The 22,048-nt window shown below is 57.0% G+C and carries 17 protein-coding genes; 15 read left to right on the top strand and 2 right to left on the bottom strand.

Annotated elements, in window-relative coordinates; genetic code table 11:
- Nucleotides 1-60: 60 nt before the first annotated feature.
- The 7 genes from GQX66_RS16695 (at nt 61) to GQX66_RS16665 (ending at nt 10,137) form a co-directional block, all read left to right on the top strand.
- Nucleotides 61-576 carry an Hcp family type VI secretion system effector gene (locus tag GQX66_RS16695; RefSeq protein ID WP_047601845.1) on the top strand — a complete coding sequence of 172 codons (516 nt, stop codon included), beginning with the start codon at nt 61-63 and terminating at the stop codon, nt 574-576.
- A gap of 131 nt (nt 577-707) precedes the next feature.
- Nucleotides 708-2,786: a type VI secretion system tip protein TssI/VgrG gene (gene tssI / locus GQX66_RS16690; protein ID WP_346769679.1), complete on the top strand. Its 2,079-nt coding sequence runs from the start codon at nt 708-710 to the stop codon at nt 2,784-2,786.
- On the top strand, nt 2,771-3,604 hold the full coding sequence (locus tag GQX66_RS16685; RefSeq protein ID WP_240870082.1) for a DUF4123 domain-containing protein: 834 nt from the start codon (nt 2,771-2,773) through the stop codon (nt 3,602-3,604). The genes tssI and GQX66_RS16685 overlap by 16 nt, the downstream gene beginning before the upstream one ends.
- 1 nt (nt 3,605) lies before the next feature.
- The gene (locus GQX66_RS16680; RefSeq protein WP_240870080.1) at nt 3,606-6,614 is read left to right on the top strand and encodes a hypothetical protein; all 3,009 of its coding nucleotides are present in this window, start codon (nt 3,606-3,608) and stop codon (nt 6,612-6,614) included.
- Entirely contained in the window at nt 6,607-7,578 is a 972-nt protein-coding gene (locus GQX66_RS16675) for a sel1 repeat family protein (RefSeq protein WP_240870078.1), read from the top strand. The genes GQX66_RS16680 and GQX66_RS16675 overlap by 8 nt, the downstream gene beginning before the upstream one ends.
- Nucleotides 7,579-7,788: 210 nt before the next feature.
- A complete protein-coding gene (locus GQX66_RS16670) occupies nt 7,789-8,871 on the top strand; it encodes a hypothetical protein (RefSeq protein ID WP_240870076.1) in 1,083 nt (360 codons plus the stop codon).
- A gap of 213 nt (nt 8,872-9,084) precedes the next feature.
- Nucleotides 9,085-10,137 (top strand): DUF6708 domain-containing protein, encoded by a 1,053-nt coding sequence (locus tag GQX66_RS16665; RefSeq protein ID WP_240870074.1) that lies wholly within the window; start codon nt 9,085-9,087, stop codon nt 10,135-10,137.
- A gap of 91 nt (nt 10,138-10,228) precedes the next feature.
- Here GQX66_RS16665 and GQX66_RS16660 read toward each other — a convergent pair whose 3' ends face one another.
- Nucleotides 10,229-10,951 carry a tellurite resistance TerB family protein gene (locus GQX66_RS16660; RefSeq protein WP_240870071.1) on the bottom strand — a complete coding sequence of 241 codons (723 nt, stop codon included), beginning with the start codon at nt 10,949-10,951 and terminating at the stop codon, nt 10,229-10,231.
- A 176-nt stretch (nt 10,952-11,127) separates the two neighbouring features.
- Between GQX66_RS16660 and GQX66_RS16655 the strand changes: the two genes are divergently transcribed.
- From GQX66_RS16655 to GQX66_RS16620, 8 genes are all read left to right on the top strand, one after another.
- Nucleotides 11,128-12,042 (top strand): LysR family transcriptional regulator, encoded by a 915-nt coding sequence (locus tag GQX66_RS16655; protein ID WP_007954670.1) that lies wholly within the window; start codon nt 11,128-11,130, stop codon nt 12,040-12,042.
- Between the two features lie 99 nt (nt 12,043-12,141).
- Nucleotides 12,142-13,629 carry a gamma-aminobutyraldehyde dehydrogenase gene (locus GQX66_RS16650; protein WP_240870069.1) on the top strand — a complete coding sequence of 496 codons (1,488 nt, stop codon included), beginning with the start codon at nt 12,142-12,144 and terminating at the stop codon, nt 13,627-13,629.
- 82 nt (nt 13,630-13,711) lie between these two features.
- Complete coding sequence (gene ydcS, locus GQX66_RS16645; protein WP_129973730.1) at nt 13,712-14,863, top strand: putative ABC transporter substrate-binding protein YdcS; 1,152 nt, start codon at nt 13,712-13,714, stop codon at nt 14,861-14,863.
- Nucleotides 14,864-15,138: 275 nt separating this feature from the next.
- Complete coding sequence (locus tag GQX66_RS16640; protein WP_240870067.1) at nt 15,139-16,176, top strand: ABC transporter ATP-binding protein; 1,038 nt, start codon at nt 15,139-15,141, stop codon at nt 16,174-16,176.
- Nucleotide 16,177: 1 nt separating this feature from the next.
- A complete protein-coding gene (locus tag GQX66_RS16635) occupies nt 16,178-17,113 on the top strand; it encodes an ABC transporter permease (RefSeq protein WP_134023664.1) in 936 nt (311 codons plus the stop codon).
- Complete coding sequence (locus tag GQX66_RS16630; protein ID WP_240870065.1) at nt 17,103-17,930, top strand: ABC transporter permease; 828 nt, start codon at nt 17,103-17,105, stop codon at nt 17,928-17,930. Before GQX66_RS16635 ends, GQX66_RS16630 begins: the two co-directional genes overlap by 11 nt.
- Nucleotides 17,931-17,980: 50 nt before the next feature.
- Entirely contained in the window at nt 17,981-19,405 is a 1,425-nt protein-coding gene (locus GQX66_RS16625; RefSeq protein WP_240870063.1) for a gamma-aminobutyraldehyde dehydrogenase, read from the top strand.
- Between the two features lie 213 nt (nt 19,406-19,618).
- A complete protein-coding gene (locus GQX66_RS16620) occupies nt 19,619-21,103 on the top strand; it encodes an amino acid permease (protein ID WP_085747030.1) in 1,485 nt (494 codons plus the stop codon).
- Between the two features lie 446 nt (nt 21,104-21,549).
- Here the strand turns inward: GQX66_RS16620 and GQX66_RS16615 are convergent, their stop codons facing one another.
- Nucleotides 21,550-21,735: a hypothetical protein gene (locus GQX66_RS16615; protein WP_007954656.1), complete on the bottom strand. Its 186-nt coding sequence runs from the start codon at nt 21,733-21,735 to the stop codon at nt 21,550-21,552.
- Between the last annotated feature and the right edge of the window lie 313 nt (nt 21,736-22,048).

The following is a 22,048-nucleotide window of genomic DNA, read 5'->3' as shown; positions in this document are numbered from 1 at the left end:
CACCCACCGGGCGATTTCGCCTCCCGGGCACCCTAACTTTATCCGCAAGGAGCACCTCCCATGGCAACACCAGCGTACATGTCGGTTACCGGCGAAAAACAAGGCCTGATCACTGCCGGCGCCTTCACCGCCGACTCCGTTGGCAACACCTACCAGGAAGGTCACGAAGACCAGGTCATGGTTCAGGCGTTCAGCCACGACGTGATCATCCCGCGTGACCCACAATCCGGTCAGCCAACCGGTCAGCGCGTTCACAAGCCAGTTGTGATCACCAAGGTCTACGACAAGGCTTCGCCACTGCTGCAAGCCGCTCTGACCTCCGGCGAGCGCATGAGCGAAATCGTTATCCAGTGGTACCGCACTTCGGCTCAAGGTACCCAAGAGCACTACTACACCACCAAACTGGAAGACGCGATCATCGTCGCCATCAACAACAAAATGCACAACTGCCAGGATCCAGGCAACTCGCACTTCACCCACCTGGAAGAAGTGCAGTTCACCTACCGTAAAATCACCTGGACCCACGAAGTATCCGGTACTTCGGGTTCCGATGACTGGCGTGCTCCAGTCGTTTAATTACGGCTGATCGTTTCAAGCATCGGCCAGCTCTGCTGGTCGATGTTGTTTACGCCCCTCCAGAATTTCGCGTGCGTTGAACCGCTTGACGGTCATCGACGAACGCCGCTGTACAGCACGAGGAACAAGGGATGTTCGCGCCGGCCAATGAAACCCACTTTGCCCTGACCATCGAAGGTCTTTCCGCCGACTTTCAGGTGTTTACCCTCACCGGTCGGGAAGCCGTCAGCCAGCCTTTCGTATTCGAGGTGGAGCTGGTCAGTGAGCAGCCGTCGCTGGACCTCGAAACCCTGCTGCACAAACCGGCCTTCCTGCAGCTGTCGCCCGACGGCAGCGGCATCCATGGCCTGATCTACCGCGCCGCGCAAGGCGATTCCGGCAAGCGCCTGACGCGCTACTCCGTGACCCTGCGCCCGCAACTGGCGTATCTCGCGCACCGGATCAACCAGCGGATCTTCCAGAACCTCAGCGTGCCGAAAATCATCGGCAAGGTCCTCGAAGATCATGGCATCCAGGGCAACGCCTACGCCTTCCAGACCGGCTCGATCTACCCCGACCGCATTTACTGCGTGCAATACGACGAATCGGACCTGCATTTCATCCAGCGCCTGTGCGAAGAAGAAGGCATTCACTACCACTTCCAGCACAGCGCGACGGCGCACAAACTGGTGTTCGGCGATGACCAGACGGTGTTCAAGAAACTGGCGCCGGTGGCCTATCAGCAGGACTCCGGCATGGTCGCCAGCAACCCGGTGATCAAACGCTTCGACCTGCGCCTGGAAACCCGTACCAGCCGCACCACCCGCCGCGACTACGACTTCGAAAAACCGCGCCTGACGCTGGAAAGCGAAAACCGCGGCGACGCCCTGCCCGACCTCGAGGACTACGATTACCCGGGCCGTTTCATCGACCGCGAGCGCGGCAAACACCTGGCCAAGCGCGCCCTCGAACGTCATCGCAGCGACTTCCAGCTCGCCGAAGGCAAGAGCGACCAGCCGTTGCTGGTCAGCGGCCATTTCCTCGCGCTGAAAGAGCACCCGAAAGCCAAGTGGAACGACCTGTGGCTGCTCACCGAAGTCCACCACGAAGGCAAACAGCCGCAGGTGCTGGAAGAGTCGGTGACCAGTGACACCACCGCGCTCAAAGACGATTTCCATCAGGGTTACCGCAACCGCTTCCAGGCCACCCCGTGGGACGTGCCGAACCGCCCGCCCCTGCGCCACCCGAAACCGCGCATCCTCGGCAGCCAGAGCGCCGTGGTCACCGGGCCGAAAGGCGAAGAAATCCACTGCGACGAATACGGCCGCGTGAAAGTCCAGTTCCACTGGGACCGCGACGGCCTCGCCGACGACAAGACCAGCTGCTGGCTGCGCGTGTCCTCCGCCTGGGCCGGCGCCCAGTACGGCGGCATCGCGATCCCGCGCATCGGCATGGAAGTGCTGGTCACCTTCCTCGAAGGCGACCCCGACCAACCGCTGATCAGCGGCTGCCTGTACCACAAGGAAAATATCGTCCCGTACGCCCTGCCGGCGAACAAGACCCGCACCACCTTCAAGACCCTGAGCTCGATGGGTGGCGGCGGCTTCAACGAACTGCGCATCGAAGACAAGAAAGGCCAGGAACAGATCTTCCTGCACGCCCAGCGCGACTGGGACGAAAACATCGAACACGACCAGAAAATCCGCGTCGGCAACGAACGCCACGACGTCGTGGAAAAGAACAGCTACACGGAATTCAAGGCCGAAGAACACCACACCGTTTACGAAGACCGCAAAGTCGAAGCCCGCGCCAACGATCACCTGACCGTCGGTGTGAATCAGCACATCAAGATTGGCACCGGGCAGTTCATCGACGCTGGCCAGGAAATTCACCTGAGCAGCGGCATGAAGGTGGTGCTGGAGGCTGGGGCCGAACTGACACTGGTCGGCGGTGGCAGCTTCATCAAAATCGACGGCGGCGGCGTGACCATGAGCGGGCCGGCGATCAACATCAACTCCGGTGGTGGACCGGGGAGCGGCACCGGCGCCGCCCCGTTGATGCCGGGGCCGTTGAAGCAGGCGGATACGGACAAGGCCGGGAAGTTGTTGGTGCCGGCCATGCTCAATCCGTTTGTACGAAAAAGCATGCAAGGCCTTCCCCTTGTTCCTGTCTGCGGAAAGCAATCCAACGGCGCTTGCTCACGAGAGGTTTGCCCATGTCTGCATGGCTGAGTCAATTCCTTGAACTACCAGTAGCCGCAGCGCCTTCGAGCAGCGGTGGAAGCCGTTCTCTGTATTGCATTATCGACAGTGTCCGCCAGCCCCACGCCCTCGAGCAGCTCTATCAGCAATCCGACCTGAACGGAGTGGAAAAACTGTTTCAGGACACGCCTTTTGCTGAAATGAATGATGTCAGCCCGCTTTGGCTTCAATTGAAACCGGGAAGCGCCGCAGCAACCAAGGCCATTGAACTGTGCCGGGAGAATCGTTCAGGCATGCTTCTGACCTCCAGCGATACACCGGAAAACTCCTTACTGCATGCCCGTCGTCTGTTGCGAATGAACTCCCAATCCTACGGAGACTCTCTGGCGCGGTTCTACGACCCGGCTTTCTGGAGCGCATTAGCAATGACCGCCCCCGCACAGGCTCTCTACGGCCCATGGGAAAGTGTCCATACGCCGCCGGCTCATGTCGAAGATCAGAAATGGCGAACCTGGGAACGACCACACGACGCCAACGGCGCGAAAGATGAGTTCAGGTATCCCCTGCAATTGCACGACGACACGCTTGCCGCGTTCGATGAAATCCGCTGGTGGTATTGGATCAGGTCCCGGGAGGCTGAATCAGCCAATGGGTTGCCCGATAGTGAACTACCTGTGGTGTCGGAAAATTTGCAGTTACTGGTAGATCACGGCATTGACGAGGGGCGACATCTGGAGCGCTTGCTGCCGCAACTGAGGCAGAACCTCTTACAAGAACGCACCGACGCCATGAACGTGCTGAGCAGCGAGATGCCGGCATTCGAGAAAGTACAACGACTGGAAGTCTGAGATGACAGGTACGTCCGAACAAACAACCCCGCAAGAGCCCACACCAGTCGTTATACCGGCGGATCCGCCAAAGACGCCCGCTGATGCCGAGACGTTCTGCAAGGACAAGAAGCCCGGTTGCAGCAGTAGCTATGACGACATCATCTACGTCACCGGCCAACGTCGGTTCTGGCTACTGCCCAAACGCACGTCGGAAAAGCTGAAGGAAAGCGTCAGCCTGCTCAAGCAGAAGACCGTCGGCGCAGACAAGGCCACTCGCATGAGCAACATCGCCGATGCCGGATTGATGGAGTACTTCCTCACACCGGGGCCCGAAGCCTTTCTCGAAGGCGAGCAACGTAGCAGTTATTTGGCATCGAAGTCGGCAATCCCCGAAGACACTACCAAAAAAGCCCAGTGCCGTAAGGATTGGGAGGCGGCAAAAGCCAAGGGTGACAGCGACGCTACGATGCATGCCGAGCGCGAGATGTTCCACGCCGGACTACGCATCGAGAAAAACCAGAAAAACATGGAAACCCTCGAAAAAGTATCCGACGCAAAAGCAAAAACGTTGGGGTACAAACGAGAAAATGGGATTTTCTATACCCCGCGTGCGCTAAAGGCTCGTGAGGCCATCGACAAGTACATTGAAGAGCGTGACAAGGCCAAAGCCCATGGCTACAAAATGTTCGACCCAGGCACCAAGAAAATCGCTTCCGCCTGGGAGCACTTGAAAGACTACAAGGCGCTACACAAAAAACTGATTGAAACCGGTGAAGTCGATAAGAAGGCGTTGAGAGGTGTACAGCTCAACATCCTTGCGTTGAAAGATTTGATGTCCAAGTACATCAACTCCATCGTGGAACTCGCTGAATGCGGGATCGCGGTTCCCGAGTTCGCCCTCAGCCCCGACGATCAGTATGCGGGTACAGAAGACTTCCAGGCCTTCGTAGAGCTGACCACCAAGCGAGATGAACTCGAAAAGAAAATTGAAGACCGCTATTCCCAGTGGGTCTCGGCCACTGGAGGCAAATCCGCGCCACCCGGGGTGCTCTTCGTCAAATTGAGAGATCAGTGGTACGAGCTGAATACCGAAGCAGAGCGGATTCAGACGACCGCCGAAGCCCGCGTGCGAGAAATCCGGCCCCCTCGTATGTTTCTCTGGGACCCCGAAACCTATAAGCCAAAACCGATTGAGCGCCTTGCCAAGACCAACATTCCTTTGCGCGAACTCAGCAGCGCGTCGTCGACAACGATCCTGAACCACATCAGCCTCAAGCACTTGGCTCAGGTCAGCGGCAATGCATTCAAGGGGCAACTGAAAGAGCTTGCCACCAGCCTGCCCAAGTCAATCGCCAAAGAGGCCGACGACGATCGCGTTTTCAGTGACTGGCTCAATCAGGAGGGCGCACTTCAATTCGATGAAAAAGGTCCGTGGTTCGACGAGCATGGCTTGTTCGTGCCCGACAAATTCTTCGCTGCGCTGGAGGCAAAAGGCTACAGAGTTGAAAGCATCAAGGCTGAAGACAAGCGCAAACGTTGGGGTGAAAACCTCAAAGCGATGGTGTTCGAAGACAAGCAGCTTCGTAATCTCATGCTTTTTGACAACAGCCCGCAGGCCCAACTGGTCAGATGCTTGTTACCAGAAGGCGCCAACCTGCTGACAGAAGTCAAAATGGAAGGCCCCACCTGGAAAAATGGCGCCCCTCAAATTGCCAACGTTGAAGTCGCTCTGGATGTAACCGCATGGCGCGGAGAAGTGACCCTGCTGAAGGTCGAGTTGCCAAAACGGGTCAAGGCTGAACCCTGGACCGCCAAATACAAGGCTCACGATGGCAGTATCCGCAGCGTCAATTTCGGCAAATTGTCCCTGGATCTGGAAGCCAAGGCTTGGGGCTTCGCCGGCGCCAGCCTCATGCTGTCCCGCGATCTGTCTCTGGATCAAAAAACCGGTTACACCAGCCTTGTTGGCGTAGACGTTGCCGAAAAAACCGGAGAAGTTGGCAAATACGAAGTGTTTGCTGGCGCCCAGGCTGGATGCAAAGTGACTGGCAAACTGTTCTGGTGCCCGCCTCCCGGCGTCCTCCCGCCTGCGCCAGTGCCGAACCGTCTGGCAGCTAACCAGTGGCGCCCGCTGGCAAAGCTGGAAGTCGAAATGGCGGTGGCGGTCGGTGCCGGCATTTCGGGAGACCTGAACCTGCGAGTGCACGACGGACGTCTTTTGCTGTCGATCAAAGGCGCGCTCGTTTGGGGCGCTGGGGTCAAAGGCTATTTGACCTTTGAGGTCGGATACGAAAGCATCGTAGCCCTGACGGAACTGGTGCGACAGGAAATGGCCGCGAACCAATACAAGGATCTGGAGTGGGTGGAAACCGAAGCCCTGGCCTACGTGAAAAAACTGAGCTTCCTCGGCGCCACGGGAATTGATGTGGCGTTTGCTTACGTGCGTGGATATGCAATTGTTAAAGAGATTTTCGATGCTCTTACTCAGGGGGATCGTGGGGGGCAGATTGCTCACACACTGGTTTTTGATAAGAACCAGCAAGAGATTCAGGAATGGGTTTACAACCTGCAACCTCAAGCGCTTGGTCCATTACTAATGGCACTCAGCTCACCTCCTGCGTCGTTTTCAGTAGAAGAAGAGCAGGAGAATAGAACCTTCACCGAGGACGACGCTCATCAGCTACAACAAAGAGCTATCGAACAATGTTTAAGATGGATATCCACAAAACCCAATGCAGCCAAGCAATTTGAAGACTCGATTATATGTATGAATCGTGACGGAGTACGCCCGGCTCAAGCAGGATCCATCTACTGCAAAAACAAGCTAAAACTTGACACCTTCATGGCCGAACGAGTTAAAGCACTTGATAGTATCAGTAATAGAACACGAGAGCGTTATAGGGAACATGTCGCGAAACTCGGCGCTCGTCTGAACCCTCACTGCGAATACAGTACAATTTACAAAGGCCCTGCCTTTGCGCCAATTCAAGATACCAGAGCCGCATACAAAGGACCGAACATTGATTAACAAGTTTATTACCAGCCTACTATTTTCAATGCTTCTACCTTGCGCTGCGTTCGCGCAGTTAACACCAGAACAACAAGCAGCAAAAACAAAAGGGTTAACACTGTATCAACAAAGTGATTGGTATAACTCTCAACCATTACTAGAAAAAGCTGCTATTGCTGGAGACCGAGGCGCACAATACTACTTGGCCGAAGCTATTCGTTTAAGCAAAAAATATACTAGCGACGAAGCAAGAAAATGGTATGAGGCCGCTGCTGAACAGGGTGATCTTTACTCGATGCTCCGTTTGAGCAGTAAAAGTGACCTCTGCAACGAATTGAAAAATTGTACCGGCAAAAGCGCTGATGAATGGCGCGAGCACGTGATAAAAATAGCCAATGAGCGCGCTGAAAAAGGCGACACGGAAGCGATGACGGTTCTATTCATCACCAAGCAGGGCCTTAATTGGCTGGAAATGGCTGCGGAGGCTGGCGATCCATTGGCGCAAAACACGCTTGCCGGAGTTTATAAGGATGGTGACGGGTGGTTTCTAACACCTGGCAGTCGAGAAAAAGCTATTGAAAAATGGTACGGAGCATCAGCTAAGGGTGGATATCCACGAGCAATGTATCTCTATGCTAACTATTTGTATGAACATGGCGGCAAAAAAGAAGATGCTGCTTACTGGCTAAAAAAATCTGCCGAAAACGGGTACATTGATGCTGTAGGTAACTACGCACTTAGCGTCGCTCACATGCCTGACAATCTTGGATACCCAAAGAATCTTGTGGAAGCGTATGGACTGATATATCTAATGTCCAAGCTTGAGGGTGGAGGACCAGGTTCCGACGATGGGAAGATGCTCCTTCCTGAAATCGCGGAGAAGATGACCGCGGGAGAAATCAAAGAAGGGGAAGTATTCGCAAAAGATTGGGAAAAAACACGACCACCACTTTCTTATTTCGTCCCAGTATACGGATATTAGCTTAAGACATCACCTCCACACCCAAAAGAAATAAGAAATAAGAAATAAGAAATAAGAAATAAGAAATAAGAAATAAGAAAAGGTGACATACTTATAGAAAATAAATATGTCACCTTTGGCTAGCCCTCAACAAACCGCTTAAGAGCGAGCCCTGAGTCAAACCTAGTAAAATCCAGTTAAAATTGGTTGATATTAAAGTGGAAACATTAAGTGCCTAACAAAAAATACCAACGTCTACCTCATGCGGGCGACTTTGAAAAAGAAAATGGCATGGAAATAGTGTATCTATCTCCAAAACCGATACCAACTGGCCTACCGGCGATTAGCTCTCGACAACTACATCGCAACGCCAATGCTACCTTCATGGACTATTCGACAGGACAAGGAAATTTTGAGTTCATGGCACGAATCGGTATTGGTTCGATAATGTTAATAGTTACTACCCTATTATTATTTTCAGCTTTTGCATCTTGGATCAGAAGGCACTCAGAACCTTTTCTTAGTGCCTGGGCAAGCTTTTTTTTCAACCCTATCATATGGCTCATCACTCTTTCGGTAGCCGCACTTTATCTTTATTACTTCACAAAGCTAGCTAATGAAATCTCTTCAATTCCACCTCTCCGCTTTAACCGAGAGCGGCGCGAAGTTGTTTACGTTGCCAAGAAGGGAAAAAAACCCAGTTATATCCCGTGGGAAAGTGTCATAGCTTGCGTATCCACGGGAAAATTAATAACTCAATACGCCGTCACTCCGGAGCACAAACTCATGATAGGTTTGCGCGACTCATCTAACGGAGAAATCCTATGGAATGTCATACCATGTGGCAGCTCAAGTTCGGCAATATCAGAGTGGGAGACAATTAGAGCATACATGGAGCACGGCATAACCGGCCTTCCAATCAATCATGACAACGAACTTGAAGAAGGGACCGTTGAGTTCTTCCACTTATGTCGCGAGAATTATCGCGAAGAACATTCACTAATCGGTTACATCTGGGGTTTCCTCACAATCCAATTCTTTAGTGGCTGGACCTTACCATGCTACATATCCGGATGGATCAACAACCGACCTAAAGCAATTTTCCAGAGAGATGTTTTAGAGTGGTCAAAACCCATTCCCGCAGCTAATCACATAAAACCAAGCACCGAACTAATCGCCGAAAGCGAAGAGATTCACGAATACTTCGCAAGAGGACGAACCATTTTTGACTATTTTGAGGCAAAGTCCTCTGTGACCACATCTTGGCCAATTCGGAACTATGGACCAAAAAACAATGGAAGTGCTTTGTGCTAAGAAAGGTGAAGCGCTCGGGCGACCGTTTTCGTTTTATCTGGGTGATAGCCTGGACCGATTGAACCGTATTGAGTACCTATGATAGAGAATAGGTATAGAAAAATAAAAGGTGACAGATCTTAAGAAAAGCTCACAGATATATTTTTAAAAAATATATCCGTCACTTTTTTCTGTCACCTTTTTCTTCCTATTTAAGATTTTTTGGAGACTCTTTTGCCGGAAACAAAATACTCTCGACTACCTCGTGCCGGCGACACTGAACATAGATTCGGATCCGAATTTATTTATCTGTCGCCATTGCCTGTTCCTACAGGCATACCAGCCTTCAGTGCTAGAAATTTACATCGGGAAGTGAACGAAACCTATCTTGATTTTTCCGTTGGCCGCGGAAACTTTGAATTCATGGCCCGCGCTGGCATAGGCTCTATAGCCTTCATCACGCTGTTCTTTCTGTTTGTATCTGGATTCGGCTCTTGGCTTAGAAAGGATGTACAACCGTTTCTTGCTAGCTGGTTTGATTTTTTTACAAATGCCTTCACCCAGGGTTTTATCTGGACTCTTTCTGCAGTCTACCTTTGCATATTCATTTACACAGCCCGTAAAGTCAGCACCTTTCCTCCTATCCGCTTCAATCGAAAACGCCGCGAGGTCGCATTCCTTGCGAAACGAGGTGACCGACCGCGATATATACAATGGGAGGAAATCATTATATGTGTATCATCGGGCCAACTAATCACTCAATATACTGTAATGCCTGATCATAAATTAATGATTGGTTTACGAGACACTCTAACTGGCGACGTCCTTTGGACAGTCATATCAACCGGAAGCCTCAACCTAGCGATTTCCGAATGGGAAGCCATACGCGCATATATGGAAGAAGGCCCTTCTGCTTTACCCCCACAACAAACGGATGAACTCGAAGAAGGTAGCGTTGCATTCTTTCACTTATGTCGCCGAACTTACCGAAAAGAACACTCTTATCTACGCTACCTCTGGGGCTTTGTAACAATCCAGTTTTTCAGTGGATGGACGTTGCCCTGCTACATTTCTGGTTGGGTCAATAAGCGACCAAAAGCAGGATTTCCTGAAGAGGTATTGGCTTGGTCGAGACCACTTCCTTCTGACCAGCATGCCAAGCCGAGCGAAGAGCTTTTACATGAAAGCGCGGAGGTTCTTAAGGCTTTTTCCAATGGGCAATCTTTGCTCGATTACTTCAAGATCAAACATTCGAATTCTGGTCACTGCGAGGAAAAAAATTCGTAGGAAGACAGGCATCTTCCAAGACACGTCTTCCCACGACGACCGTGATCAAAAAAATCGCAGCCCAAAGCTGCGATTTTTTCTTTCCTACCCTTTAAACAAGCGCCACCCTCACCTGCCTCTCCAACTCCACCTTCAACCCCGGCTCCAGCTTCAGTTGCCGCGCCAGTTCATCCAGATAGCTCTTCTCCATGAAGTTCTCCTCATCCACCAGCATCACGCTCGCTACGTACATCTCGGCGGCCATCTCCGGCGTGCTCGCCGCGCGGGCGACGTCGGTGGGGTCGAGGGGTTTGTTGAGTTCGGCGTGGAGCCAGTGCTTGAGTTCCTGATCGTTGTCGAGTTTGGTGAATTCGCCTTCGATCAGTTGGCGTTCGCGATCGTCGATGTGGCCGTCGGCCTTGGCGGCGGCGACCAGGGCTTTGAGGATGGCCTGGCTGTGTTGTTCGACTTGCGCCGGTGGCAGGCGATCGAGGGTTTGCGGTTCGCTTTGCGGGGCGGTGCCTTTTTGGGCGTTCCAGTTGCCGTAGGCTTTGTAGGCAATCACGCCCAGCGCGGCGAGGCCGCCGTAGATGGCGACTTTACCGCCAACCTTTCGGGCCTTTTTACTGCCCAGCAGCAGGCCCATGGCGCCGGCCGCCAGGGCACCGCCGCCTGCGCCTGACAGCAAACCGCCAAGTGCGCCATTACTGGAAGATCCGCCCAGCAAGCCGCCCAAACCACCGGCCGCCGGTTTGTTCTGCGCCCCGCCTGCCTTGTTCTGTAGCAGATCCTGGCCGGACTTGAGGAGTTGATCGAGCAATCCACGGGTGTTCATGTTCCGTCTCCAAACTGGGGTTATCCGGATCAATAAGGCCCTCAGCCTAGTTCGAAAGTGCCCGTGACTTGGGTGCGAGTGTGCTTCCAGATGTTGCCTGGCCCGCAGCAGCCCTTCGCGAAAATAGATATACACTCGAGGCAATCTATAAAAACCGCCCACCGGGTAAACCTTCCATGATGACCTTGCGTCAGATCCGCCATTTCATCGCCGTGGCCGAGACCGGCTCGATTTCCGCCGCTGCGCAAACCGCGTTCATTTCCCAATCGACCCTGACCCTGGCCATCCAGCAACTGGAGGAAGAAATCGGCGTCAGCCTGTTCAATCGCCACGCCAAGGGCATGACGCTGACCCATCAGGGGCATCAATTCCTACGCCAGGCGCACCTGATTCTGGCCACCGTGGACAACGCCAAACGCAGCCTGCAACAAAGCACCGATCAGGTTGCTGGGCAGTTGATTGTCGGGGTGACCAGTCTGGTGGCCGGTTATTACCTGGCGGATTTGCTGACCCGCTTCCAGCGCGCCTATCCCAATGTCGAGATCCGGGTGATGGAGGATGAACGGCCGTACATCGAGCATCTGCTGGTCAGCGGCGAGATCGATGTCGGTGTGCTGATCCTCTCCAACCTCGAAGACCGCCACGCGTTGCAGACCGAAGTGCTGACCCACTCGCCGCACCGTTTGTGGCTGCCGGCCCAGCATCCGCTGCTGGAACACGACAGCATCAACCTCGCCGATGTCGCCCGGGAGCCGTTGATTCAGCTGAACGTCGACGAGATGGATCGCAACGCCCAACGTCTATGGCGCGGCGCCGGACTGCAACCGAAGATCACCCTCAGAACCGCGTCCACCGAAGCAGTACGAAGTCTGGTGGCGGCGGGCCTCGGCGTTTCGATCCAGCCAGACATGACGTATCGCCCATGGTCACTGGAAGGCGACATCATCGAAGCCCGGCCAATTGCCGACCTCAACCAGACTCTCGACGTCGGTCTGGCCTGGCGTCGCGGCACCGCCCGCCCCGCGCTGGTCGATCCTTTCCTGACCGTGGCCCGCGAGCAGCCTCACGGCGGACGCAAGCCATCTATTTAATCGAATGCCACCTTCAGTATTTAGAATTTGTCGACCCCGGAGCCGCGCACTAGTCTTGCTGCATCTATAAGACGGTCGGCTCCCGGAACAGGGAGCAACATGGCCATACAAGAAAAGAGATCACGGAAAATGGCTGGCGCGCAGACCCACATGCACACCGCGTTGCTGATCGACGGCGAACTGGTCGCAGGACAGGGTTTTGTCGAACCGATCCTCAACCCGGCCACCGGCGAAGTCCTGACCCAGATCGCCGAAGCCAGCACCGAGCAAGTCGAAACCGCCATCCTTGCCGCCCACCGCGCCTTTGCCGAGTGGTCGCGCACCACCCCGCAACAACGCTCGAATTTCCTGCTGGAAATTGCCAACGCCGTCGAGAAGCACGCTGACCACCTCGCCCGCCTCGAAGCCCTGAACTGCGGCAAGCCGCTGCACCTGGCGCGGCAGGACGATTTGACCGCCACGGTCGATGTATTTCGCTTCTTCGCCGGCGCCGTGCGCTGCCAGACCGGTCAGCTCAGCGGCGAATACGTGCCCGGCTACACGAGCATGGTGCGCCGCGACCCGATTGGCGTCGTCGCGTCCATTGCGCCGTGGAACTACCCGATCATGATGGCCGCGTGGAAGATCGCCCCGGCCCTCGCTGCCGGCAATACGCTGGTGTTCAAGCCGTCCGAGCACACGCCGTTGTCGATTCTGGCGCTGGCCCCGGCGCTGGCCGAGATCCTGCCGCGCGGGGTGATCAACATCGTCTGCGGTGGCGGCGAAGGCGTTGGTAGTCACTTGGTCGGGCATCCGAAAGTACGGATGGTGTCGCTGACCGGCGATATCGTCACCGGCCAGAAAATCCTTCAGGCCGCCGCCAAAACCCTCAAACGCACGCACCTCGAACTCGGTGGCAAGGCTCCGGTGATCGTCTGCAACGATGCGGATCTTAAAGCCGTGGTCGAAGGCGTGCGCACTTATGGCTATTACAACGCCGGGCAGGATTGCACGGCGGCTTGCCGGATCTACGCCCAGGCCGGGATTCACGACAAATTGGTCGCTGAGCTTGGCGCGGCAGTCAGCAGCCTGCGCTTCGCCGGCAAACGCGACGCCGACAACGAAATCGGGCCGCTGATCAGTACCCGCCAGCGCGACCGCGTGGCCAGTTTCGTCGAGCGCGCCCTCGGTCAGCCGCACATCGAACGGGTGACCGGCGCAGCGGTGCATTCCGGCGCAGGGTTCTTCTATCAGCCGACGCTGCTGGCCGGTTGCAAACAGAGCGATGAAATCGTCCAGCGCGAAGTGTTCGGCCCAGTGGTGACCGTGACCCGCTTCGATGAACTGGCGCAAGCGGTGGACTGGGCCAACGACTCGGAATACGGCCTCGCCTCGTCGGTGTGGACGCAGAACCTGGACAAGGCGATGCAGGTCGCCGCGCGCCTGCAATACGGCTGCACCTGGATCAACAGCCATTTCATGCTGGTCAGCGAAATGCCCCACGGCGGGCTGAAACGCTCCGGTTACGGCAAAGACTTATCCAGCGATTCGCTACAGGACTACAGCGTGGTGCGGCACATCATGGCCCGCCACGGCCAGCATCTCTGACTACGCTAATAACAAGCCGACCACGGCATGCTTCACCGCGTTCACAACTGCCCCGACCATAATTTAAAGAAGAGGGTTCACCATGTTCGTGCACAAGACCGCACTGCTCAGTGCAATCACCACGGCCCTGCTGGCCAGCGCCAGCCTGCAGGCCGCCGAGCCGCTGAAAGCCGTCGGCGCCGGCGAAGGCCAGCTGGATATCATCGCTTGGCCGGGCTACATCGAACGCGGTGAAAGCGACAAGGCCTACGACTGGGTGACCGGTTTCGAGAAGGAAACCGGCTGCAAGGTCAATGTGAAAACCGCCGCCACCTCTGACGAAATGGTCAGCCTGATGGCCAAGGGCGGTTACGACCTGGTGACGGCGTCGGGCGATGCGTCGTTGCGGTTGATCGTCGGCAAGCGTGTGCAGCCGATCAACACCGCGTTGATCCCGAACTGGAAGTCCCTCGACCCTCGCCTGAAAGACGCGCCGTGGTACGTGGTCAACAGCCAGACCTACGGCACCCCGTACCAGTGGGGCCCGAACGTGCTGATGTACAACACCAACGTGTTCAAGACCGCGCCGACCAGCTGGAACGTGGTGTTCGACGCGCAGAATCTGCCCGACGGCAAGCCGAACAAGGGTCGCGTGCAGGCCTACGACGGCCCGATCTACATCGCCGATGCGGCGCTCTACCTGAAATCCACCAAGCCTGAGCTGGGGATCAAGGATCCTTACCAGCTCACCGAAGATCAGTACAAGGCTGTGCTGGAATTGTTGCGTGCCCAGCAGAAGCTGATCCACCGCTACTGGCACGACACCACGGTGCAGATGAGCGACTTCAAGAACGAAGGCGTGGTCGCGTCCAGCGCCTGGCCGTATCAGGTCAACGGCCTGATCAACGAGAAACAGCCGATCGCGTCGACCGTGCCGAAAGAAGGCGCCACCGGCTGGGCCGACACCACGATGCTGCACGCCGAGGCCAAGCACCCGAACTGCGCCTACAAGTGGATGGATTGGTCACTGCAGCCGAAAGTCCAGGGTGATGTGGCGGCATGGTTCGGTTCGTTGCCGGCGGTTCCGGCGGCGTGTCAGGGCAGTGAGTTGCTCGGTGCCGAGGGTTGCAAGACCAACGGGTTCGATCAGTTCGACAAGATCGCGTTCTGGAAAACACCGCAGGCTGAGGGTGGGAAGTTTGTGCCTTATAGCCGGTGGACGCAGGACTACATTGCGATTATGGGCGGCCGCTGATCTCGAGTTCACCTCGGTCGAGCTCCCTTTCCCCCTCTCCCCTTTGGGGAGAGGGCTGGGGTGAGGGGTGGTTTTTGACGTTGTCTTGATTCAGCGAAACCGCTGCCCTCACCCCCCGCCCTCTCCCGGAGGGAGAGGGAGCCAAAAGCAGATCGCGGCGTATCGGCCATATGAGTTAGCCAAAAACAATCGCATACACCGCCTAACGATCCAGTTTTTTCAGAAGTCCAGGCAGGGCCGCTGCGACGGCCCTCGCCTTTTCGGAGCACCGCATCATGACGCTTGCAGTCCAGTTCACCAACGTTTCCCGGCAGTTCGGCGAGGTGAAGGCCGTTGACCGGGTTTCCATCGACATCCAGGACGGCGAGTTCTTTTCCATGCTCGGCCCCTCCGGTTCGGGCAAGACCACGTGCCTGCGCCTGATCGCCGGGTTCGAACAACCGAGCGCCGGCTCGATCCGCATTCACGGCGCCGAAGCCGCCGGACTGCCGCCCTATCAACGCGACGTCAACACGGTGTTTCAGGATTACGCGCTGTTCCCGCACATGAACGTGCTGGACAACGTCGCCTACGGTTTGAAAGTCAAAGGCGTGAACAAGAACGAGCGCCACAAACGCGCCGAAGAAGCGTTGGACATGGTCGCCCTCGGCGGCTACGGCGCCCGCAAACCGGTGCAGTTGTCCGGCGGTCAGCGCCAGCGTGTCGCCCTCGCCCGCGCGCTGGTCAATCGCCCGCGAGTGCTGTTGCTCGACGAGCCGTTGGGCGCTCTCGACCTGAAGCTGCGCGAACAGATGCAGAGCGAACTGAAGAAGCTGCAACGCCAGCTCGGCATCACCTTCATCTTCGTCACTCACGACCAGACCGAAGCGCTGTCGATGTCCGACCGCGTGGCCGTGTTCAACAAGGGTCGCATCGAGCAGGTCGACACCCCGCGCAATCTATACATGAAACCCACCACCACCTTCGTCGCCGAATTCGTTGGCACTTCGAACGTGATTCGCGGCGATCTGGCGCGCCAGCTCAGCGGCCATCCGCAGCCGTTTTCGATCCGCCCGGAACACGTGCGCTTCGCAGAGGGCCCCTTGGCCAGCCACGAGATTGAGGTCAGCGGCCTGCTGCATGACATCCAGTATCAGGGCAGCGCCACGCGCTATGAACTGACCCTGGAAAACGGCCAGACCCTGAGCATCAGCCAGGCCAACAATCAGTGGATCGACAGCAGCGCGCAGCACCAGACCGGTCAGCGCATCAGCGCACGCTGGGCGCGGGAAGCGATGATTGCGCTGCACGACACCGTTGCGAGCGGGGTGTGACATGACCGCCCTCGCCCTCCCTCAATCGGCGCCGTTGCGCAGGTTTTCCAACCTGCTCTATCGCAAGCCGAACCTGTATCTGTCGATGTTGCTGATACCGCCGCTGCTGTGGTTCGGCGCGATCTACCTGGGCTCGCTGCTGGTGCTGTTGTGGCAAGGTTTCTACACCTTCGACGACTTCACCATGGCGGTCACGCCCGACCTGACCCTGGCCAATTTCGCCGCACTGTTTCAGCCGTCGAACTTCGACATCATCCTGCGCACACTGAGCATGGCCGTCGTGGTGTCGATCGCCAGCGCCATCGTCGCGTTCCCGATTGCCTACTACATGGCGCGCTACACCACCGGCAAGACCAAGGCGTTTTTCTACATCGCGGTGATGATGCCGATGTGGGCCAGTTACATCGTCAAGGCCTACGCCTGGACGCTGCTGCTGGCCAAGGGCGGCGTGGCGCAGTGGTTCGTTCAGCACCTGGGGCTGGAGCCGGTTCTGCAGTTCATTCTGGGGATTCCCGGGGTCGGCGGCAGCACCTTGTCGACCTCGCATCTGGGCCGGTTCATGGTGTTCGTCTATATCTGGCTGCCGTTCATGATCCTGCCGATCCAGGCCTCGCTGGAGCGCCTGCCGCCATCCTTGCTGCAAGCCTCCGCCGACCTCGGGGCCAAGCCGCGCCAGACCTTTATGCAGGTGATTCTGCCGCTGTCGGTGCCGGGCATCGCGGCCGGTTCGATCTTCACATTCTCGCTGACATTGGGCGACTTCATCGTGCCGCAACTGGTGGGCCCGCCGGGCTACTTCGTCGGCAGCATGGTTTACGCGCAACAGGGTGCGATCGGCAACATGCCCATGGCTGCGGCGTTCACGCTGGTGCCGATCGTGCTGATCGCCATCTACCTGTCCATCGTCAAACGTCTGGGGGCCTTCGATGCACTCTAATTCAGAAAAACAGGGGGAAAAGCCCTCAATTGGCTTAAAAATCGCAGCCTGGGGCGGGCTGGTGTTTCTGCACTTCCCGATCCTGATCATCTTCCTCTACGCCTTCAACACCGAAGACGCGGCGTTCAGCTTTCCACCGAAAGGCTTCACGCTGCACTGGTTCAGCGTGACGTTTTCGCGGCCGGATGTGCTGGAAGCGATCAAGCTGTCTTTACAGATCGCGGCCATCGCCACGCTGATCGCGATGGTGCTCGGCACCCTCGCTTCGGCGGCGTTGTACCGCCGGGACTTCTTCGGCAAACAGGGCATTTCGCTGATGCTGATCCTGCCCATCGCACTGCCGGGGATCATCACCGGGATCGCGCTGCTGGCGACCTTCAAGACGTTGGGCATCGAGCCTGGGATGTTCACCATCATCGTCGGCCACGCGACCTTCTGCGTGGTGATCGTCTACAACAACGTCATCGCCCGTTTGCGCCGCACCTCGCACAGTTTGATCGAAGCGTCGATGGACCTCGGCGCCGACGGCTGGCAGACCTTCCGCTACATCATCCTGCCGAACCTCGGTTCGGCACTGCTCGCCGGCGGCATGCTCGCGTTTGCGCTGTCGTTCGACGAAATCATCGTCACCACCTTCACCGCCGGCCATGAGCGCACCTTGCCGCTGTGGTTGCTCAACCAGTTGAGCCGCCCACGGGACGTGCCGGTGACCAACGTCGTGGCGATGCTGGTGATGCTGGTGACCATGCTGCCGATCCTCGGCGCCTACTACCTGACCCGGGGTGGCGAGAGCGTGGCCGGCAGCGGCGGCAAATGATTTCCCTGACCGTTCCCACCCTGAATTTGCAGTAGAAAGAGGACAACAACATGCAAACCAAACTCTTGATCAACGGCCAACTGGTCAACGGCGAAGGCCCGGCGCAGCCGGTGCTCAACCCGGCGCGCGGTGACGTGCTGGTGGAAATCAACGAGGCCACCGAGGCCCAGGTCGATGCCGCCGTGCGCGCCGCCGACAGTGCCTTTGCCGACTGGTCGCAGACCACGCCGAAGGACCGTTCGCTGTTGCTGCTCAAACTCGCCGACGCCATCGAAGCCCACGGCGAAGAGCTGGCGAAACTGGAATCGGACAACTGCGGCAAACCCTACAGCGCCGCGCTGAACGACGAGATCCCGGCGATTGCCGACGTGTTCCGTTTCTTCGCCGGCGCCAGCCGCTGCATGAGCGGTTCGGCCGGCGGCGAATACCTGCCCGGCCACACTTCGATGATCCGCCGCGACCCTGTGGGTGTGATCGCCTCCATCGCGCCGTGGAACTACCCGCTGATGATGGTCGCCTGGAAAATCGCCCCGGCTCTCGCCGCCGGTAATACCGTGGTGCTCAAGCCGTCGGAACAAACCCCGCTGACTGCGTTGCGTCTGGCCGAACTGGCGTCGGATATTTTCCCGGCCGGTGTACTCAATCTGGTGTTCGGGCGTGGGCCGAGCGTAGGCAGCCCGCTGGTGACCCATCCGAAAGTGCGCATGGTCTCGCTGACCGGCTCCATCGCCACTGGTTCGAACATCATTTCCAGCACCGCCGACAGCGTCAAACGCATGCACATGGAGCTGGGCGGCAAAGCTCCGGTGATCATCTTCGACGACGCCGACATCGACGCGGCGGTCGAAGGCATTCGCACTTTCGGCTTCTACAACGCCGGCCAGGATTGCACCGCCGCGTGCCGGATCTATGCCCAGCAAGGCATCTACGACAAGTTCGTCGAGAAGCTCGGCGCAGCGGTCAGCAGCATCAAGTACGGCTTGCAGGATGATCCGTCCACCGAACTCGGGCCGTTGATCACCGCCCAGCATCGCGACCGCGTGGCCGGGTTTGTCGAACGCGCCGTGGCGCAACCGCACATTCGTTTGATCACTGGCGGCAAGGCTGTCGAAGGCAACGGCTTCTTCTTCGAACCGACGGTGCTGGCCGATGCGCAGCAGGACGACGAAATCGTCCGCCGTGAAGTGTTCGGGCCGGTGGTGTCGGTGACCAAATTCACCGATGAAGCCCAGGCACTGGAATGGGCCAACGATTCGGACTACGGCCTGGCGTCCTCGGTGTGGACCGCGGATGTAGGACGCGCCCATCGCCTGTCCGCGCGGTTGCAATACGGCTGCACCTGGGTGAATACGCACTTCATGCTCGTCAGCGAAATGCCGCACGGCGGTCAGAAACTGTCCGGCTACGGCAAGGACATGTCCATGTACGGGCTGGAGGACTACACCACGGTTCGGCATGTGATGTTCAAGCACTAAAAGCATCGCTGGCAAGCCAGCTCCCACAGGGTTCAGTGCAGCTCTTGTGGGAGCTGGCTTGCCAGCGATGGCGTCACTCCGGTTTCAGGAAGAAAACCGGCATTACGCATCACCAGGCATTCAAAACAATAACTACCGATCCGGGCGGCGCTTACCAAGCCCCGCCACGGTTTCGGCCATCCGAAATCTGCCGATTTCACGGAGCAAACACACATGAGTGCATCACCCGATCTCTCAGCCGCCGTTGCCGACAGCGATGCCGAACAACTGCGCCAGCTGGGCTACACCTCCAACTTCAACCGCAGCATGAGCCTGTGGGAAAACTTCGCGCTGGGCTTCACTTATCTGTCACCGGTCGTAGGGGTTTATACCTTGTTCGGCCTGTGCCTGGCCGCTGGCGGGCCGCCGATGTTCTGGGCCTATTTGCTGGTCGGTTGCGGTCAATTGCTGGTGTGCCTGGTCTTCGGCGAAGTGGTGTCGCAGTTCCCGATTTCCGGCGGTGTCTATCCTTGGGCGCGTCGCCTGGTCGGCAAGAAATGGGCGTGGATGGTCGGCTGGATCTACTCCATCGCCCTGTGCGTGACCATCGCCGCCGTTGCGGTCGGCGCCGGCCCGTACCTCGCGGCCATGCTGGGTTTTGAGCCGAGCAACAACACCAACATCGTCATCGCCCTGGTGCTGACGCTGTTCGCCACACTGGTGAACCTCAGCGGCACCAAAATGCTGGCGCGGATCGCCATGTTCGGCTTCCTCTGCGAACTGGTCGGCGCGGTGATCGTCGGCGTGTACCTGCTGATTTTCGAGCGTCACCAGCCGATCAGCGTGCTGTTCAACACTTTCGATATCAGCGTCGACGGCTCCTATCTGCCGGCCTTCCTCACCGCGTCGCTGGCGGGGATGTTCCTCTACTACGGCTTCGAAGCCTGCGGCGATGTGGCCGAAGAAACCCCGAACCCGAGCAAGAAAATCCCGGTGGCCATGCGCATGACCATCTACATCGGCGGCATCGCGGCGATGTTCGCCTGCCTGGCGCTGATCCTCGCCGTACCGGACATGCAAGCGGTGATCAACGGCACCGACAAGGACCCGGTCACCACCATCCTCAACAACGCCTTCGGCCCGATCGGTTCAAAAGTGGTGATGGGCGTGGTGATGATTTCCTTCATCTCCTGCGTCATCAGCCTGCAAGCGGCGGCGAGTCGTCTGCTGTACTCCTACGCTCGCGATGAAATGGTCATCGGCAGCCGACTGCTGAAAAAGATTTCTCCTACGACCCAGGTTCCGGTTGCCGCCCTGTTCGTGTCCGGCGTCCTGCCCGGCCTGATCATCGCCCTCGGCTTCTTCCTGCAAGACGCCGTAGCGACCATCGTCAGCTTCGCCGCCATCGGCATCTACCTCGCATTCCAGATGATCGTCCTCGCCGCCCTGTACGCCCGCAGCAAAGGCTGGAAACCGAGCGGCAAATTCACCCTCGGCGCCTGGGGCTGGCCGGTGAACATCGGCGCGCTGGTGTACGGCGTCGGCGCAATCATCAACATGGCCTGGCCACGCACCCCGGATGCGGCGTGGTACATCAACTATGCGATGGTGCTGAGCACGGTGATCGTGATTGGGCTGGGGTTGATTTACATGTGGATTGGCAAGCCGTATGACCATGGGAAGGCGCCGGCTGGGGATGCGTGGAAAGTTAGTCGCTAAGAAAAACAGCCCCGGATTTATCACAATTTCGGGGCTGATTTCTTTCAGCGTCAGTTACTCGCTTCCTACAGACCGAACCCTCAGCATTCAGTCCCCTTTCCTACAAATGGCGTCAGCAGAGTAGACTTGGCGCCGCTAGCGCCTGACCGATAGGCTTTGTCCCGTTGCAGCCCAATTATTAGCTGAGGTCGAAGCCGGAAATCTGTCAACACGGTGTTTGCCCTTCATTGAACTGTGGTTATTCCGAACCTCAGTTCTGCGTTATGGCGGGCCGCGTGGCGCGGGCCTTCCGGGCTTGCCGTGTTGACGGGAAGTAACCCGACTTCGAACGCCACTCGGTTCGCCACCCAACTTGTCGAAGGGGTGGATGCAACCGCAGTATCCCCGGTAAGTCTCAAGAATGAAAAAGGGGCGAACTTCACAGTCCACCCCTTTGGTTCTTCACTTCAAAACCGCGAAACACTCCTCATCGCATCCACCAGATACCGCATCGCAATCCGGTCGCTTTCCGACAACTCCCGGTAACGCTCCACCAGTTTCAGTTCGTCAGGACTGAGCCGGCGTCTTCGCCGGACGTTGGTGAGGCAGGGAAAGATGCCCAACATTTCGGTGATGCCTTGTCCTTTTGTCATGGACGATGTCCTTTTCCAGTACGTCAGAAATTTTCGAAAACCGCATCGCCCTGCTCCTTTAAGCAGCGATTTGAGCCCTGCCGGTCGGATGAGTCGTGACCGGCGATGCCCATAGAATAGAAATTAAATCGGCGCTGAAAAGCTGTTTTTAGAGTAATTAGTCGAAAAAAGCAGATATGCCCTATAAATCAGAAAAGTCTGTGAGATAAATAACCGTAACGTCTTGTTTCATTGAGACGCTGTCGCCGTGCTATCAATGAATTTTGCAAAATCGGCGAACCGATTAAGCTAGCGGGCATCTGTTACTAGTCCG

This window comes from Pseudomonas sp. B707, from assembly GCF_022496685.1.
In the GTDB taxonomy this organism is placed as follows: Bacteria; Pseudomonadota; Gammaproteobacteria; order Pseudomonadales; family Pseudomonadaceae; genus Aquipseudomonas; species Aquipseudomonas paraglycinae.
Note: the sequence above shows the minus strand (reverse complement) of the source record. Positions and strands in the feature narration are given on the sequence as shown.